Origin of the sequence: Ruegeria sp. HKCCD7559 (genome assembly GCF_013110575.1) — a bacterium.
Classification (GTDB): Bacteria; Pseudomonadota; Alphaproteobacteria; order Rhodobacterales; family Rhodobacteraceae; genus Ruegeria.
In genome coordinates this window covers 94408-109680 of record NZ_WVQU01000007.1, presented here as the reverse complement: position 1 = coordinate 109680, position 15273 = coordinate 94408, and the positions used below count along the sequence as shown (strand labels likewise).

The 15273-nt window shown below is 59.7% G+C and carries 15 protein-coding genes; 12 read left to right on the top strand and 3 right to left on the bottom strand.

From position 1 onward, the window contains the following. The first annotated feature begins 231 nt into the window (after positions 1–231). The 6 genes from arfB to smpB all read left to right on the top strand — a co-directional run bounded on the left by arfB (position 232) and on the right by smpB (position 4363). Positions 232–651 (top strand): alternative ribosome rescue aminoacyl-tRNA hydrolase ArfB, encoded by a 420-nt coding sequence (arfB, locus tag GS605_RS16835; protein ID WP_171229972.1) that lies wholly within the window; start codon positions 232–234, stop codon positions 649–651. Between the two features lie 60 nt (positions 652–711). Further along, positions 712–1458, top strand: a complete 747-nt coding sequence (locus GS605_RS16830) for an SDR family oxidoreductase (RefSeq protein ID WP_171724721.1) — start codon at positions 712–714, stop codon at positions 1456–1458. An 82-nt stretch (positions 1459–1540) separates the two neighbouring features. After that, positions 1541–2557 carry a P1 family peptidase gene (locus tag GS605_RS16825; RefSeq protein WP_171724720.1) on the top strand — a complete coding sequence of 339 codons (1017 nt, stop codon included), beginning with the start codon at positions 1541–1543 and terminating at the stop codon, positions 2555–2557. 113 nt (positions 2558–2670) lie between these two features. After that, entirely contained in the window at positions 2671–3084 is a 414-nt protein-coding gene (locus tag GS605_RS16820; protein WP_171637401.1) for a cytochrome c family protein, read from the top strand. A 201-nt stretch (positions 3085–3285) separates the two neighbouring features. Beyond that, positions 3286–3828: an isopentenyl-diphosphate Delta-isomerase gene (gene idi, locus GS605_RS16815; protein ID WP_171724719.1), complete on the top strand. Its 543-nt coding sequence runs from the start codon at positions 3286–3288 to the stop codon at positions 3826–3828. A 58-nt stretch (positions 3829–3886) separates the two neighbouring features. Beyond that, entirely contained in the window at positions 3887–4363 is a 477-nt protein-coding gene (gene smpB, locus GS605_RS16810; protein ID WP_152459447.1) for an SsrA-binding protein SmpB, read from the top strand. Here the strand turns inward: smpB and glpK are convergent. The 3 genes from glpK to panB all read right to left on the bottom strand — a co-directional run bounded on the left by glpK (position 4360) and on the right by panB (position 7595). Continuing rightward, positions 4360–5838, bottom strand: a complete 1479-nt coding sequence (gene glpK / locus GS605_RS16805) for a glycerol kinase GlpK (protein ID WP_171637396.1) — start codon at positions 5836–5838, stop codon at positions 4360–4362. The genes smpB and glpK overlap by 4 nt on opposite strands. Positions 5839–5907: 69 nt before the next feature. Continuing rightward, a complete protein-coding gene (gene panC / locus GS605_RS16800) occupies positions 5908–6759 on the bottom strand; it encodes a pantoate--beta-alanine ligase (RefSeq protein ID WP_171724718.1) in 852 nt (283 codons plus the stop codon). Beyond that, on the bottom strand, positions 6756–7595 hold the full coding sequence (panB, locus tag GS605_RS16795; protein WP_171637391.1) for a 3-methyl-2-oxobutanoate hydroxymethyltransferase: 840 nt from the start codon (positions 7593–7595) through the stop codon (positions 6756–6758). Before panB ends, panC begins: the two co-directional genes overlap by 4 nt. Positions 7596–7764: 169 nt before the next feature. On the opposite strand from panB, the gene GS605_RS16790 reads away from it, so the two are divergent. The 6 genes from GS605_RS16790 to GS605_RS16765 all read left to right on the top strand — a co-directional run bounded on the left by GS605_RS16790 (position 7765) and on the right by GS605_RS16765 (position 15266). After that, the gene (locus GS605_RS16790; protein WP_171724717.1) at positions 7765–9252 is read left to right on the top strand and encodes an ABC transporter substrate-binding protein; all 1488 of its coding nucleotides are present in this window, start codon (positions 7765–7767) and stop codon (positions 9250–9252) included. Between the two features lie 162 nt (positions 9253–9414). After that, positions 9415–10386: a hypothetical protein gene (locus GS605_RS16785; RefSeq protein WP_245218185.1), complete on the top strand. Its 972-nt coding sequence runs from the start codon at positions 9415–9417 to the stop codon at positions 10384–10386. Positions 10387–10426: 40 nt separating this feature from the next. Further along, entirely contained in the window at positions 10427–11374 is a 948-nt protein-coding gene (locus GS605_RS16780; RefSeq protein WP_171724716.1) for an ABC transporter permease, read from the top strand. Further along, entirely contained in the window at positions 11371–12186 is an 816-nt protein-coding gene (locus tag GS605_RS16775; protein ID WP_171724715.1) for an ABC transporter permease, read from the top strand. The genes GS605_RS16780 and GS605_RS16775 overlap by 4 nt, the downstream gene beginning before the upstream one ends. After that, positions 12183–13781 carry an ABC transporter ATP-binding protein gene (locus tag GS605_RS16770; RefSeq protein ID WP_171724714.1) on the top strand — a complete coding sequence of 533 codons (1599 nt, stop codon included), beginning with the start codon at positions 12183–12185 and terminating at the stop codon, positions 13779–13781. Before GS605_RS16775 ends, GS605_RS16770 begins: the two co-directional genes overlap by 4 nt. Before the next feature lie 33 nt (positions 13782–13814). After that, a complete protein-coding gene (locus tag GS605_RS16765; protein WP_171637382.1) occupies positions 13815–15266 on the top strand; it encodes an aldehyde dehydrogenase family protein in 1452 nt (483 codons plus the stop codon). Positions 15267–15273 lie beyond the last annotated feature (7 nt).

Below are 15273 nucleotides of genomic sequence, written 5' to 3'. Positions count from 1 at the left end.
ACGCTTCTTTTCAACCGCAACAGATAGAAAAGGAGGTGATCCAGTGTCGAGAAAGAGATTGGAGAGAGGTGTCGGAACAACCGGGAGGACCGCCTGCTAGGGCAGCCCTTGGCCGAGCGTACGCTCCGGCTGGTCGATTGATCTAACCGACCCGACCTCCTGAACTTTCGAAGGGCCGTCCCATCGGGGCGGCCCTTTCTGTTTTTACCCGCTCCAGCTATGGTCTTGCCCATGTTGCGCATCTCTGACGATATCACACTGCAGGACTGGGAAATGACCGAGAGCTTCATGCGTTCCTCCGGGCCTGGCGGGCAGAACGTGAACAAGGTCTCGACCGCCGTTGAACTGCGCTTCGAAGCCGCGCGCTCACCCTCGCTGCCCGATCCGGTCAAGGCGCGGCTGAAACGGCTGGCCGGGCGCCGCTGGACCAAGGATGGTGCGATCATCATTCAATGCGAAGAAACACGTTCCCAAGCCCGCAACAGGGAAATTGCGCGAACAAGGCTGGCCGAGCTGATCGGCAAGGCGCTGGTCAAACCTAAGCGGCGCATCGCGACGAAACCCACCTATGGTTCGGTCAAACGCAGGCTTGCGGCGAAAAAGGCGCGGGGCGACGTCAAGGCGCTGCGCGGCAAGGTGTCCGAAGATTGATCTGGCATCTCGTCCGGGCGTTGATAGTCTGGCCTTCAAAAGGTGCAGGAGAGTAACGCCATGAGGCTGGAGGGAAAAACCGCAATCGTCACAGGCGGTGCATCCGGGTTTGGTGCGGGGATCGTAAGGAAGTTCCTGGCCGAGGGTGCGCGTGTCATGATCGCTGACATCAATGGCGATGCTGCGCATGAACTCGCAACCCAGCTTGGATCCGAGGCGGTTGCCCAGCAGGTCGATGTAGGCGAGGGCGCCTCGGTTCAAAAGATGGCGGATGCGGCTTTCTCAACCTTCGGCCATCTGGACATCCTTGTGAACAATGCCGGTGTGACCCACCTGCCGACGCCGCTGGAGGAGGTCAGCGAAGCGGATTTCGACCGTGTTTTCAACGTGAACATGAAATCCGTCTATCTGACCGCGCGTGCATTGGTTCCACCTATGAAGGCGCGCGGGGCGGGTTCAGTACTGAACGTTGCTTCAACCGCAGGCCTGTCGCCGCGCCCAAACCTGAACTGGTACAACGCCTCCAAGGGCTGGATGATCACCGCAACCAAAACGATGGCGGTCGAGCTCGCCCCGTCCGGCGTGCGGGTGAATGCGATCTGCCCGGTTGCCGGGGAAACGCCGCTATTGAAATCCTTCATGGGCGAGGATACGCCCGAAATCCGTGCCAAATTCCTGTCGACCATCCCGTTGGGCCGCTTTTCAACCCCCGAAGATATGGCCAATGCCGCCTGTTTCCTGTGTTCGGACGAGGCCAGCATGATCACCGGCGCCGCGCTCGAGGTGGACGGAGGCCGATGCATCTGATCCGCTCTTCATCTGGCCAAAAATATCCCCGCCGGAGGCAGCGCGCGCCAGCGCGCTTTCCAGCTCGACCACCGAGGTTTGCATGATCCCCGGACCCAGAAACCTGATCACGGATGTCCCCGGCCTGAAGGTCGGCAACGCACAGAACGCACCTTTGAAATCAGGCGTCACCGTCCTGACCGGCGCGCAACCACTCCGAGCCTCGGTGCACGTGATGGGTGGCGCACCCGGCACGCGCGAGACAGATTTGCTGGCCGCCGACAAGACCGTTGAACAGGTGGATGCGATCGTGCTTTCGGGCGGGTCGGCCTTCGGGCTGGATGCCTGTTCGGGCGTCATGGACGCGCTGCATGCCCTGGGCCGCGGGTTTAAGGTGGGTTCCGCCGTGGTTCCGATCGTGCCCGGGGCGATCCTGTTCGATCTGCTGAATGGCGGCGACAAGGCGTGGCACGAGAATCCCTATCGCGCATTGGGCCGTGCGGCGTTCGAGTCCGCGTCGGACCGGTTCGAACTCGGAACAGCAGGTGCAGGAACCGGGGCTTTGACCGCGATGCACAAAGGCGGGTTGGGTTCGGCCTCGGTTGTTCTGGACAGCGGTGTTACCGTTGGCGCATTGGTTGCAGTCAATCCGCTGGGCAGTGTCACCACGCCGGGTGACAGGCATTTCTGGGCCGCCCCATTTGAAATGGACGGCGAATTCGGTGGATTAGGGCCTGATTCCAATGCCGGACTGGGCCAACCAACGGTCAGTCGCAAAGCGCAGGTGATGCAGTCCGCGAGGCCGGACAAGGCCAATACCACGATTGCCATCGTTGCGACAGATGCGGACCTGACCAAACCGCAGTGTCAGAGACTGGCCGTTGCCGCCCATGACGGTATTGCCCGAGCTATTGTACCCGCCCACACGCCGGGGGATGGTGATCTGGTATTCGGGGTCAGCACGGGCGCGCGGGGTGTCGCCACCGACACCGAACCAGGTGTCATCGGGCATGCGGCCTCGCTGTGCCTCGCGCGAGCTATTGCGCGCGCCGTGTATCTGGCGACTCCGTCCGTGGGCGATCTGTTGCCTTGCTGGTCCGATGTACATGACAAAAGTTAAGGACATCCTATTTGTCGCAGTGGCACAGTAAGCGCGCGCGGCAATCTGCGCGTTGACTCTTTTTTGCGCCGACGGTCCATTCGGTGCAGCCAATTTCTATCGGAGCAAAAGCTATGAATCGTATCCTCGCTACCGCAATCGTGGGCCTTCTGGCCCTTCCTGCTTATGCTGAAGGCGACGCTGAGGCGGGCAAGAAAACCTTCAACAAATGCAAGTCCTGCCACATGATCGCCGACCCGGCAGGCGAAGTGATCGTCAAAGGTGGCAAGACCGGCCCCAACCTCTATGGAATCGCGGGCCGCACCGCCGGTACCGTTGAGGGTTTCAAATACGGAGACAGCATCGTTGCCGCCGGTGAGAAGGGTCTGGTCTGGGACGAAACTACTTTTGTCGAGTATGCTCAGGACCCCAAGGCATTTTTGAAAACCTATCTGGATGACACATCCGCCAAATCGAAAATGACCTTCAAGCTGAAAAAGGGCGGTGAAGACGTCTATGCCTATATCGCAAGCGTGTCGGGTGAATAACACCTGATACTGTGCACCACTGCACAAGGACCAAAGGCCGCAGCCCCTGCGGCCTTTGGTGCGATTGATAACAATGTGGAACAGCCGCACTTTGAAGTCAGACGGCGGATTGCCAAGCAACGCCGCAAAGCCAAGCCGGTCCGGCAACAGCTATAATCAACATCAGGGCTCGTCAGGCGGATTGGCAGCAGGAGAGGACAGATGGGTATCATGATCCCAGCTTGGGTCGATGGTGAGTTGACCCCTGTAGACAAGCTTGAAGTTCACGAAAAGGGGCTCAAGCACAAGGCTGTGTCGGTTTTTGTCGTACGGGGGACCGAGATCCTGCTGCAGCGTCGCGCTTTGGGCAAGTACCACACGCCCGGCCTTTGGGCGAACACCTGCTGTACGCATCCCGATTGGGACGAAAGCTCGTCCACCTGTGCCGTGCGCCGCCTGCATGAGGAGCTTGGGATCACAGGCCTGTATCCCGAATACCGACACCGGCTGGAATATCACGCCGATGTGGGCAACAGCATGGTGGAAAACGAGGTTGTCGACGTCTTTCTGGCCCATGTCCGCGGCCCGCTGAAAATCGCGCCCAACCCGGATGAAGTCATGGATATCCGTTGGATCGACTATCACGATCTGTTGGCCGAAGTGAAACGCCACCCGGACCGGTTTACACCCTGGTTGAAGATATATCTCCACAGCCACGCGGACACGATTTTTGGCCCGGATCTGATCATTTCTGCCAAATCATGACCCCGGCTGGAAATCGGTGCCTTGCAAGGGCGGCGCAAGCCGCCTAAATCAACCCGTCATGGCCAAGCAAAAGACAGACCCGAATTACAAAGTGATCGCCGAAAACCGGCGCGCCCGCTTCGATTATGCGATCGAGGACGACATCGAATGTGGTATCGTTCTGCAAGGATCCGAGGTCAAATCCCTGCGCGCGGGTGGCTCCAACATCGCGGAAAGCTATGCCACCGTCGATGATGGCGAGCTGTGGCTGGTCAACAGCTATATCGCGCCATACGAGCAGGCCAAGGTGTTCAAACACGAAGAACGCCGCCGTCGCAAGCTGCTGGTGTCCCGCAAACAGATGTCCGATTTGTGGAATGCAACCCAGCGCAAGGGCATGACGCTGGTGCCGTTGGTTTTGTATTTCAACCACAAGGGGTTGGCCAAGATCAAGATCGGCATCGCCAAGGGTAAGAAAACCCATGACAAGCGCGAAACCCAAGCCAAACGCGATTGGTCACGGCAGAAACAGCGTTTGTTGAAAGACCACAGCTAGAACGCCATCGCAGCCTGTACCGCAAGTTGCCAACGGTCATAGGCCGCATCGCGTTCGGATTGTTCCTGCGTTGGCTCGAACCGGCGATCCAGCGCCCATGTTTCCGCAAACCCGGCCTGATCGGGATAAATTCCGGCTTTCATGCCTGCCAGCCATGCGGCGCCAAGGGCGGTCGTCTCTTGCATGACGGGGCGGTCCACAGGCGCGCCGAGACAGTTCGACAGGCCTTGCATGGTCCAATCGGACGCGGCCATCCCGCCATCGACGCGCAGGATGACATCGGCATCGGCGCCCCAGTCGCCTTGCATGGCATGCCACAGGTCGCGGGTCTGGAAGGCGATGCTTTCCAGCGTGGCGCGGGCAATCTCGGCCCGGCCGGAATTGCGCGTCAGCCCAAACAGCGCCCCGCGACAGTCAGGTTTCCAATAAGGCGCGCCGAGGCCGGTGAAGGCGGGCACAAGCACCACATGCTGGTTCGGATCGGCCTGAGCCGCCAGTTCGCCGCTTTGTGGCGCCGCGTCGATGATCTGCAACGCGTCGCGCAGCCATTGCACTGCGGCCCCCGCGATAAAGATCGAACCCTCCAGCGCATAAGTTCGCCGGCCGTCCAGTTGATACGCGATCGTCGTCAGCAGGCGGTTATTCGACTGAACCGGCTGCGCGCCGGTGTTCAGCAGCGCAAAGCAACCCGTGCCATAGGTTGATTTCATCATACCGGGCTGGAAACAGGCCTGCCCGATGGTGGCGGCTTGCTGGTCGCCTGCAACGCCCAGAATGGGAATGCCGCCGCCGAACAAAGTGGTGGTTCCGAAATCCGCGGCGCAATCCTTCACTTCGGGCAAAAGGTTCAGGGGCACATCCAGCAGGTCACAAATCTCGGCGCTCCATGTGCCTTTGTGGATGTCAAACAAAAGGGTACGGGCGGCGTTGGTGGCATCGGTTGCATGAACACGGCCTTCGGTCAGCCGCCAGATCAGGAAGCTGTCGATCGTGCCGAACAGCAGGTCTCCGGCTTCTGCGCGCTCGCGGGCGCCCGAAACGGTATCCAGCAGCCATTTGACCTTGGTGCCCGAGAAATAAGGATCCAGCAACAGACCGGTCTGAGCTGTGACGTCATCCTCGCACCCGGCCTGTTTGTAGCGCGCGCAGATATCGGCAGTGCGTCGGTCCTGCCAGACGATGGCATTGTGGATGGCCTTGCCGGTCTGCTTGTCCCAGACGACCGTCGTTTCGCGCTGGTTGGTGATGCCGATACCGGCAATCTGATCCGCTGAAACACCGGTGGTCTCCATCACCTCGCGGCACACGTGCAGAACGCTTGACCAGATATCCTCGGGGTCGTGTTCAACCCAGCCTTCCTGCGGAAAGTGCTGAGGAAACTCCTGCTGGGCGGTGCCAACAGGCCGCATCTGCGCGTCAAACAGAATGGCGCGCGAGGATGTGGTGCCTTGATCGATTGCCAGAATATGGGTCATTTCCGCTCTCCCCCGGTATCGTTTTGCCGGACTTTAGCGCAAACAATGGCGAAGGGGCCAGTGCAGAAATCAGGCCGGATTGACAGGAATATTGTCGATCAGGCGGACGCCGTCGGCCCAGGCCGTGACGAACAGGCGGGCGGGTTGACTTGCGCTGGACAGGCTTTCCAGCGTCTCGGCACAGCGCAGGTCGATATACTCGACTTCGGTGAACCCGACCTTCAGCAGGGTTTCCTTGGCCTCCTGCGCCAGCATGGCAAAGTCTGCTCCCTTGGCCAGATCGTCCGCCACCTGACGCATGACACCGTTCATTTGCTCTGCGATCTTCAACCCTTGGGGGGAAAGAAGAAGGTTGCGCGACGACATCGCCAGGCCCGAAGGTTCTCGGACAGTCGGGCAGCCGATCACCTCGATTGGGATGTTCAGATCGCGCGCCATCCGGCGGACAACCAGCAGCTGTTGATAGTCTTTTTCCCCGAAATAGGCTCGATCCGCCTGTGTTTGCAGGAACAGCTTGGCGACCACCGTGGCCACGCCTTCGAAATGTCCGGGGCGGAAGGGGCCTTCCATCACGTCGGTCAGACCGGCAACCGATACCGTCGTCGAAAAACCTTCCGGATAGATTTCCTGCGGGTCCGGTACATAGATCGCATCCACACCATACGGGGCCAGCTTTTGGGCGTCTTCATGTTCGGTGCGGGGGTAATTTGCCAAGTCTTCGGGATTGTTGAACTGCTTGGGATTCACAAAAATCGTCACGATCACCCGGTCGCAGCCCTGTTTCGCAGCCTGCGCCAGTGACAAATGCCCCTCGTGCAGCGCACCCATGGTCGGAACCACGCCGATCCCCTCACCGTTTCGGCGCCATGCGGTGGTGTTGGCACGCAGCTCGGCGAGAGAGCGCAAAATCGGTGCGGTCATGTCTTTTGTCCTTTGGCCGGAGCCTGATCGGCAAAGACATGTTCGTCCGCCGGGAAGGTCCGCGCGCGCACTTCGGCGGCGTATTCTGCGATGGCTGCTTCCGCCAACGGGCCCAGCTCGGCATAGCGTTTGACGAATTTGGGTTTGAAGGCGGTGAAAAAGCCAACCATGTCGTCCACGACCAAAATCTGCCCGTCACACCCCGCAGATGCACCGATGCCGATGGTCGGGATCGCAATCTCTTCGGTGATCTGGTTCGCCAGACCTTGGGGCACTTTCTCCAGAACGACCGAGAACGCACCAGCCTCGTTTACGGCGCGGGCGTCTGCCATGACGGCTTCAGCCTGATCGTCACGGCCCTGCACCTTGTAGCCGCCCAGCGTGTTGATCGACTGCGGCGTCAGTCCGATATGAGCCATCACCGGGATGCCTCGTTTCACCAGAAAGCGGATGGTTTCAGCCATTTCCACCCCGCCTTCCAGTTTGACCGCGCCTGCATTTGTGTGCGCCATCAGGCGTGCGGCGTTACGAAAGGCTTGTGCCGGGCCTTCCTCATAGCTTCCGAAAGGCATGTCGATGACCATCATCGCACTTTTTAGGCCGCGTGATACGGCCTGACCATGCAGGATCATCATCTCCATCGTGACCCCCAGCGTGGATTCCAGCCCGTGCAGCACCATGCCGACGCTGTCACCGACCAGCACGAAATCGCAATGGGCGTCCATCAGGCGCGCCATTGGCGTGGTATAGGCGGTCAAAGAGACCAGAGGTTCGCCGCCTTTTCGGGCGCGAATGTCCTCGGCGTTCGGGGCTTTCTTGCGGGCGGTGGCGCTCATGGATCGCTCCTGCAGTATTATGTTGCAGTGCGGCATAGCAGATCGGGAGGGGCCGAAGAAACCCCGGTTGCGCGAACATTCCCTTGATTGACCTGAGGTTTACAGGAAGACTGTCAGTAAAATGGCCCTGAAAACAAGGGCACAACCCGTTTCAGTAGGGAGAGTTCACATGACAAAATTCCTGTTCCGGACCTTTGCTTCGACCCTGGCCGTGGGGGCCAGCCTGCTTGCCACGCAGGCTTTGGCCAAGTCGGACATCACCATTGCGATGCAGCTTGAGCCTCCGCATCTGGACCCGACAAGCGCCGCGGCGCAAGCCATCGACTCGGTGGTTTACACCAATATCTTCGAAGGCCTGACACGTTTCATGGGCGACGGCTCGGTCGTGCCCGGATTGGCGGAAAGCTGGGAGATTTCCGAAGACGGGACGGTCTATACCTTTAACCTGCATGACGGGGTGACCTTCCATGATGGCACCACCATGGACGCCGAGGATGTCAAATTCAGCCTTGACCGCGCAACCGCGGAAGACAGCGCCAACGCGCAGAAGGCCCTGTTTGCCGGTATCGAAACCGTCGAGGTCGTCGACCCGCTGACGGTGAAAGTCACCCTGTCAGAGCCGAACGGAAATTTCCTGTTCAACCTGGCCTGGGGGGATGCCGTCATCGTCGCGCCGGAAAGCATAGACAACATCAAGACCAACCCGGTTGGTACCGGTGCCTATACCTTTGGAAACTGGGTGCAGGGCGACAGTATCACGCTGAACCGAAACCCCGATTACTGGGGCGAACAGCCTACATTAGAGACTGCGACGTTCAAGTTCATCTCGGACCCGACCGCCGCTTTTGCCGCCATGATGGCCGAGGATGTCGACGTGTTTGACAACTTCCCGGCGCCGGAAAACCTGCCCCAGTTCGAGGCCGACCCGCGCTTTCAGGTCCTCGTAGGGTCGACCGAAGGTGAGACGATCCTGTCCACCAACAACAAGCAGCCTCCGTTTGATGATATCCTTGTTCGTCAGGCATTGGCCCATGCGATTGACCGGCAGGCGATCATCGACGGCGCAATGTTTGGCTATGGCACGCCGATCGGAACCCACTTTGCGCCGCACAATCCGGCCTACGTCGATCTGACCGCGCAATCCGCTTACGACCCCGAAAAAGCCAGAGAGTTGCTGGCAGAGGCCGGATTCGAAAATGGGTTTGAGACCACATTGCATTTGCCGCCGCCGTCTTATGCCCGTCGTGGGGGCGAAATCATAGCGGCGCAGCTGGCCGAGGTCGGCATCACGGCCGAGATCATCAATGTGGAATGGGCCCAATGGCTGGAATCCGTGTTCAAGGGCAAGGAATTCGGTCTGACCATCGTCAGCCATACCGAGCCTATGGATATCGGCATTTATGCGCGGCCTGATTATTACTTTCAGTATGACAGCACGGATTTTCAGGCGCTGATGGACACTCTGAACACCACCACCGACCCCGAAGAACGCACCCGTTTGCTGGGTGAGGCGCAGCGCCTGATCGCAAGCGACTATGTCAATGGCTACCTGTTCCAGTTGGCCAAACTGGGCGTTGCGAAAGTCGGCGTTCAGGGCCTTTGGGAGAACGCGCCCACCGCCGCAATCGATCTGACTCAGATCAGCTGGTCCGAGTAATGTTACAGCCCTGGGCCGCGCCGGGCGGCCCGGGCCTTCCTTTGTGTCAGGGTGTTCTCACGTATGTTCTTGCTCCGTGCCATTCCCGTCTTGGTTTTAAGTTTTTTTCTGGTGCTCGGTTCCTCTGTCGCGGCGACGGCGCAGAATGTGTTGGGGGGTCGGATGGATGCCCTGCCCGGAACGCCCGAGAATCCGTTGAATGTTGGGATCGGAATTCGCATCGACCAGATCACCGGTGTTGATCAAAAGGCCGAAAACTATGGCGCGGTTGTGGTCTTGCGGGTGGAATGGACCGATCCCGCGCTGGCATTTGATCCCGAGGAACTGGGGAGGGATATCAGGGTCTTCAACCCACCCGACCTTGCCAATCATGCGGCAAGTATCGGGTCCGTTCTGCCGGCTTTTGTCATTCACAATCAGCAGTCCAACAAGTGGATCCACGAATCCGCCGCATCCCTGCGTTACGACGGGCGGGTGCTGTATGTCGAAAAATCGTCTCTTACACTCCAGGCGCCTCATTTCGATTTCCGAAAATACCCGTTCGACACGCAGGAGTTTCATTTCGAGGTGGTTTCGGTCTTTCCCTCTGAATACGTCACTTACCATCCGTTGAACGAATTCTCGGGCCTCGGAGATCAGCTGGGCGAAGAAGAATGGATTCTGAACAATGCACGGTTGGAAACATCCAGGGTCTTGGGTCTATCCGGGAAAGAAAGCGATCAGGTCGCGCTTGTTTTTGAGGGCAATCGACATCTGACCTATTACGTCATTCGGGTTTTCCTGCCGATGCTTGTCTTGATCTCGGTCGGCTGGGCGCTGTTTTTTCTGGATGAATACCGCCGGAGGATCGAGATTGCTGGCGGCAACTTGCTGGTCTTTGTCGCGTTCAACTGGGCAATATCCGCAGATCTGCCCAAGCTGGGTTATCTGACTTTTCTGGATTTTGTCCTTCAGTGCATGTTCCTGATGACCGGGGCGCTGATCGTGTTCAACGTCGCGCTGCGACGATTGAAAGTGTCCGGCAAGGAGGGGGCGGCGCGCACCCTGGACAATTATGCGATCAAGTGGATCTATCCACTGGGCTATGCCGCGATCGTTGCCTATGCGGTTTCCGCTTTCCTTCTGGTGCCTTAGACGCTGGACCCGTGCCTGATGTGACTCTAACGTGGTGCCAATGCTCCGCTACGTCCTCAAACGACTGATTTCCTTGCTTGTCAGCCTGGCCGTCGCCTCGGTGGTCATCTTCGCCGTGATCGAGGTTGCCCCAGGTGATCCGGCATCTTTCATGCTGGGCGTCAATGCGCAGGAGGACACGCTGGCGGCGCTGCGGGCCGAGCTGGGCCTGGATGGGTCAAAGATACAGCGCTATTTCCACTGGGTTGGCGGCATGCTGGTGGGCGATTTCGGCACGTCATACACCTATCGCACACCAGTGTCGCAGATGATCGCTGACCGGCTGTGGGTGTCGTTACCCCTGGCGCTTTACGCGCTGACGCTGTCCACATTGATCGCCTTTCCCGCCGGAATCTATGCCGCTGCGCGTCGGGGCAAACCGGGGGACCTTGCAGTGATGGGGGCGACGCAGCTTGGCATCGCAGTCCCGAACTTCTGGTTCGCGATGATGCTTGTGCTGATCTTCGCCATCAATCTGCGCTGGTTCAATGCAGGCGGGTTTGTCGGTTGGAACGGCGGGATCTGGGCCGGCCTGCATTCCCTGACCCTGCCTGCCGTGGCTCTTGCCTTGCCACAGGCGGCGATTCTGGCGCGGGTCATGCGGTCGGCCTTGCTGGACATTCTGGGTGAGGATTTCATGCGCACGGCTCGGGCCAAGGGCCTGTCCCGTCGTCAGGCCCTTTGGCGGCATGGGGTGCGAAATGCGCTGATTCCGGTGCTGACCATCATCGGCTTGCAGTTTTCCTTTCTGCTGGCGGGGTCGATCATCATCGAACAGGTGTTCTATCTGCCGGGCCTCGGGCGGCTGGTGTTTCAGGCCATTTCTGCCCGAGACCTCATCGTCGTGGAGTCGGTCGTGATGCTGCTGGTCTTTGCTGTGATAACGGTCAATTTCCTTGTCGATCTTGCTTATGCGGCCGTGGATCCACGACTGAGGAGCAGAACATGAACCGGAACCTGATCCTTGGGGCCTTGTTGTCGTCGCTGGTGGTTCTGGCCGCGTTGGTCTCGTTCATCTGGACCCCTTACGACCATGCCGCGCTGGACATTCCCAATAAATTGCAGCCACCAAACGGGCCGCATTGGTTTGGAACCGATCATTTCGGCCGCGACATGTTCTCGATGATCATGGTCGGTGCGCGTACGTCGATTGCGGTGGCGTTGGTGGCCGTCGGCATCGGCATGGCAATCGGCGTTCCTCTTGGCCTGGCAGCGGCCGCGCGCAAAGGCTCATGGCTGGATGAGGTCATCATGCGTGGCAACGATCTGGTCTTCGCTTTCCCTTCGCTGGTGATCGCCATCCTGATCACGGCCGTCTATGGCGCCGGAGCGATCAACGCCATTGTTGCGATCGGTATTTTCAACATCCCCGTCTTTGCCCGTATCACCCGCGGGGCTGCTTTGTCGCTTTGGGAGAGAGAGTTCATCCTCGCCGCCCGTGTGTCGGGCAAAGGGGCCGCGCGGATATCAGCTGAGCATATTCTGCCCAACGTGGCCAATCTGCTGATCGTGCAGGGGACCATCCAGTTCAGCCTTGGCATTCTGGCCGAAGCGGGCCTGTCATATGTCGGTCTGGGCGCTCAACCTCCAACGCCCAGCTGGGGCCGGATGCTGGCAGACGCACAGACGATGGTCAGTTTTGCTCCGCATTTGGCTCTGATTCCGGGTCTGTCGATCATCGTCACGGTGCTGGGTCTGAACCTGTTGGGCGACGGAATGCGGGACTGGCTGGATCCCCGGATCAGGGTGGCGCGGGCATGAGTTTGTTGCAGATTGAAAACCTGTCGCTGACGATCCACGGGATGCCAATCCTGAAACAGGTCAACTTGTCGATCGACCCCGGCCAGATCGTGGCGGTGACGGGTGAAAGCGGCTCGGGCAAATCGATGACCGCATTGGCGGTGATGCAACTGCTGCCGCATGGGGCCAGCGCGGAAGGTGCGATCTGGCTGGACGGTCAGGATCTGTTGACACGGTCAGAGCCCGATTTGTGCGCCTTGCGCGGCGCGTCCGTGGGGATGGTATTTCAGGAACCGATGACAGCGCTCAATCCGGTAAGAACCGTCGGCGATCAGGTGATGGAGACGATCCTGATCCACAAGGCGATGCCTCCTGCTCAGGCCCGGACCCGCGCCAAAGAGGTGCTGACCCGCGTTGGCCTGCCACCTGATCGGTTCCCCCTTTCCCGCTATCCGCACGAACTGTCCGGCGGGCAACGGCAACGCGTGGTCATTGCCATGGCCATCGCTCTGCGCCCCAGGCTGTTGATCGCGGACGAGCCGACGACAGCGCTGGACGTCACGACACAGGCGCAGATTCTCGACCTTCTCAAGGGGCTGGTGCGCGAATACGACATGGGGCTGCTGATGATCACCCATGATCTGGCCGTTGTCTCTGATATGGCCGACCAGATCATCGTCATGCGCCACGGAGAAGTGGTTGAAAGCGGGGCCACACAGCACCTGCTGAGTCACATGCAACACCCTTATACCCGAATGCTGTTCGAGGCGTCTGGCCATCAGGTCACTTTGCCGGAACCCGCGCAACCGCAAACGTTGCTGGAGGTAACCCAGGTTGTTCGGGACTACCGATTGCCCCGAAAGGGCCTGTTGGACGCGCCGCGGCATCACCGGGCAGTGGATGGTGTCAGCTTCTGCCTCAACCGAGGCGAGCGGTTGGGGCTGGTCGGGGAATCCGGATGTGGAAAATCGACCCTGACACGGGCAATTTTGGGATTGGAGGAGGTTCAATCCGGTCAAATCCGGTTGGATGGTCAGCCGGTTTTCACCGGCCACAGGCCCAACCTTGCCGTGCGTCGGAGGATGCAGGTCGTGTTTCAGGACCCATATGGCAGCTTCAATCCCCGCCACCGTGTCGCGCGCCTGATTACTGAACCCTTTCACCTGTTGGAAACGCCACCAAAGGATTCAGAACGCCAGGACCGGATTTCGGAAATTCTGACGGCAGTGGGCCTCGGCCCTGATGATGCGGGCAAATACATCCACGAATTCTCGGGCGGGCAACGACAACGGATCGCCATTGCACGCGCCCTGATCATCCGGCCCGATCTGATCCTGTTCGACGAGGCGGTTTCGGCGCTTGACGTTTCGGTCCGTGCTCAGATCCTCGATCTGCTCGCTGAACTGTGCGACGCCTATGACCTGACCTATCTGTTCATCAGCCATGACCTGAGCGTTGTCCGCACGATCACCGACCGTGTGCTTGTGATGCAGTCCGGGCGGATCGTCGAACAGGGTCAGACCAAGCAGGTGTTCGAAAACCCGCAACATCCCTATACGCAAACCCTGATTGCCGCCGCGCCCCGGTTGCCCGAGATAAGGCCGCTGACGGCGTAGAGTTTCTTGTTAGAGCCTGATTGGAGGCCCAAAATGACCCAGAAGATTTGGTTTGATCCCACCTTGTGCCTGATCGGCGGGCGCTGGATCCGGGCGGCCGCGGGCGACAGCCTGCCCTTGATCAACCCTTCGGACGGGACCGAGATCTGCCGGATCGCCCGAGGGTCCGAGGCGGATATCGAAGCGGCGGTACAAGCCGCCCGGTCTGCGTTGAATGGTGATTGGGGGCGAAAGACGGCGTTGGAACGCGGCCGCATCCTGACCCGGCTGGGCCAGCTGGTGCTGGAACGGGTGGACGATCTGGCGCGGCTTGAGGCGAAGGATGTCGGCAAACCGCTGACGCAGGCCCGGGCAGACGCGGTCGCCCTGGCGCGCTATTGCGAGTTCTACGGCGGCGCGGCCGACAAGGTGATGGGTGAGACCATTCCCTATCTCGATGGCTACACCGTCTATACCCTGCGCGAACCGCATGGGGTGACGGGCCATATCGTGCCCTGGAACTATCCGATGCAGATTATCGGACGTTCGGTCGGGGCGGCGTTGGCCATGGGCAACGCCTGTGTTCTGAAACCTGCGGAAGAGGCCTGTTTGACCGCGTTGGCCTTTGCCCATCTTGCGCAACAGGCCGGGCTGCCGGCCGGCGCTTTGAATGTCGTGCCCGGTCTGGGGGCCGAGGCGGGTGCGGCGCTGTCCGGACATTCGGGTGTAAACCACATCTCGTTCACTGGTTCTGTTGCCACAGGGGCCCTTGTGCAGCAGGCGGCGGGACGCAACGTGGTGCCCGTGACGCTGGAACTGGGCGGGAAATCCCCGCAATTGGTTTTTGACGATGCCGATCTGGATGCGGCGCTGCCGTTTCTGGTGAATGCGGGGATCCAAAATGCGGGCCAGACCTGTTCGGCCTCGTCCCGGATCCTGGTGCAGCGGGGCGTGTATGAACAGGTCAGATCGCGCATGTCCCAGGCCTATGAAGAACTGACCGTCGGCCCGGCGATGCAGGATCTGCGGGTTGGGCCGTTGATCTCGGACCGGCAGAGACAGATTGTCAGGGGATTTTTGAAAACCGCCACGGACCTGACGATCGCTGCGCAGGGACAGATTGTCGAAGACGCGCCAGAGGCCGGAGCCTATGTCCGGCCCACTTTGTTCGCGGACGTGCCGCCAGATCATCAGTTGGCACAGGACGAAATTTTCGGCCCGGTTCAGGTTCTGATCCCGTTCGACACCGAAGAACAGGCTCTGCATATAGCGAATAGTACGGATTACGGCCTGGTCGCCAGCGTCTGGACGCGGGATGGCGCGCGGCAGATGCGGTTGGCGAAAGCGCTGCACTCCGGTCAGGTTTTCATCAACAACTACGGTGCAGGCGGTGGTGTTGAACTGCCGTTTGGCGGTGTGGGAAAATCCGGCCATGGCCGCGAAAAAGGGTTCGAAGCTTTGTACGGCTTTTCACAGTTAAAGACAGTTGCCGCGTTTCACGGATAGCTTTTAC

What these genes read in the sequence shown, in the direction of transcription:
- arfB (WP_171229972.1), top strand. Translation starts at nt 232, where the DNA reads ATGTTGCGCATCTCTGACGATATCACACTGCAGGACTGGGAAATGACC.
- GS605_RS16830 (WP_171724721.1), top strand. Translation starts at nt 712, where the DNA reads ATGAGGCTGGAGGGAAAAACCGCAATCGTCACAGGCGGTGCATCCGGG.
- GS605_RS16825 (WP_171724720.1), top strand. Translation starts at nt 1,541, where the DNA reads ATGATCCCCGGACCCAGAAACCTGATCACGGATGTCCCCGGCCTGAAG.
- GS605_RS16820 (WP_171637401.1), top strand. Translation starts at nt 2,671, where the DNA reads ATGAATCGTATCCTCGCTACCGCAATCGTGGGCCTTCTGGCCCTTCCT.
- idi (WP_171724719.1), top strand. Translation starts at nt 3,286, where the DNA reads ATGGGTATCATGATCCCAGCTTGGGTCGATGGTGAGTTGACCCCTGTA.
- smpB (WP_152459447.1), top strand. Translation starts at nt 3,887, where the DNA reads ATGGCCAAGCAAAAGACAGACCCGAATTACAAAGTGATCGCCGAAAAC.
- glpK (WP_171637396.1), bottom strand. Translation starts at nt 5,838, where the DNA reads ATGACCCATATTCTGGCAATCGATCAAGGCACCACATCCTCGCGCGCC.
- panC (WP_171724718.1), bottom strand. Translation starts at nt 6,759, where the DNA reads ATGACCGCACCGATTTTGCGCTCTCTCGCCGAGCTGCGTGCCAACACC.
- panB (WP_171637391.1), bottom strand. Translation starts at nt 7,595, where the DNA reads ATGAGCGCCACCGCCCGCAAGAAAGCCCCGAACGCCGAGGACATTCGC.
- GS605_RS16790 (WP_171724717.1), top strand. Translation starts at nt 7,765, where the DNA reads ATGACAAAATTCCTGTTCCGGACCTTTGCTTCGACCCTGGCCGTGGGG.
- GS605_RS16785 (WP_245218185.1), top strand. Translation starts at nt 9,415, where the DNA reads ATGGATGCCCTGCCCGGAACGCCCGAGAATCCGTTGAATGTTGGGATC.
- GS605_RS16780 (WP_171724716.1), top strand. Translation starts at nt 10,427, where the DNA reads ATGCTCCGCTACGTCCTCAAACGACTGATTTCCTTGCTTGTCAGCCTG.
- GS605_RS16775 (WP_171724715.1), top strand. Translation starts at nt 11,371, where the DNA reads ATGAACCGGAACCTGATCCTTGGGGCCTTGTTGTCGTCGCTGGTGGTT.
- GS605_RS16770 (WP_171724714.1), top strand. Translation starts at nt 12,183, where the DNA reads ATGAGTTTGTTGCAGATTGAAAACCTGTCGCTGACGATCCACGGGATG.
- GS605_RS16765 (WP_171637382.1), top strand. Translation starts at nt 13,815, where the DNA reads ATGACCCAGAAGATTTGGTTTGATCCCACCTTGTGCCTGATCGGCGGG.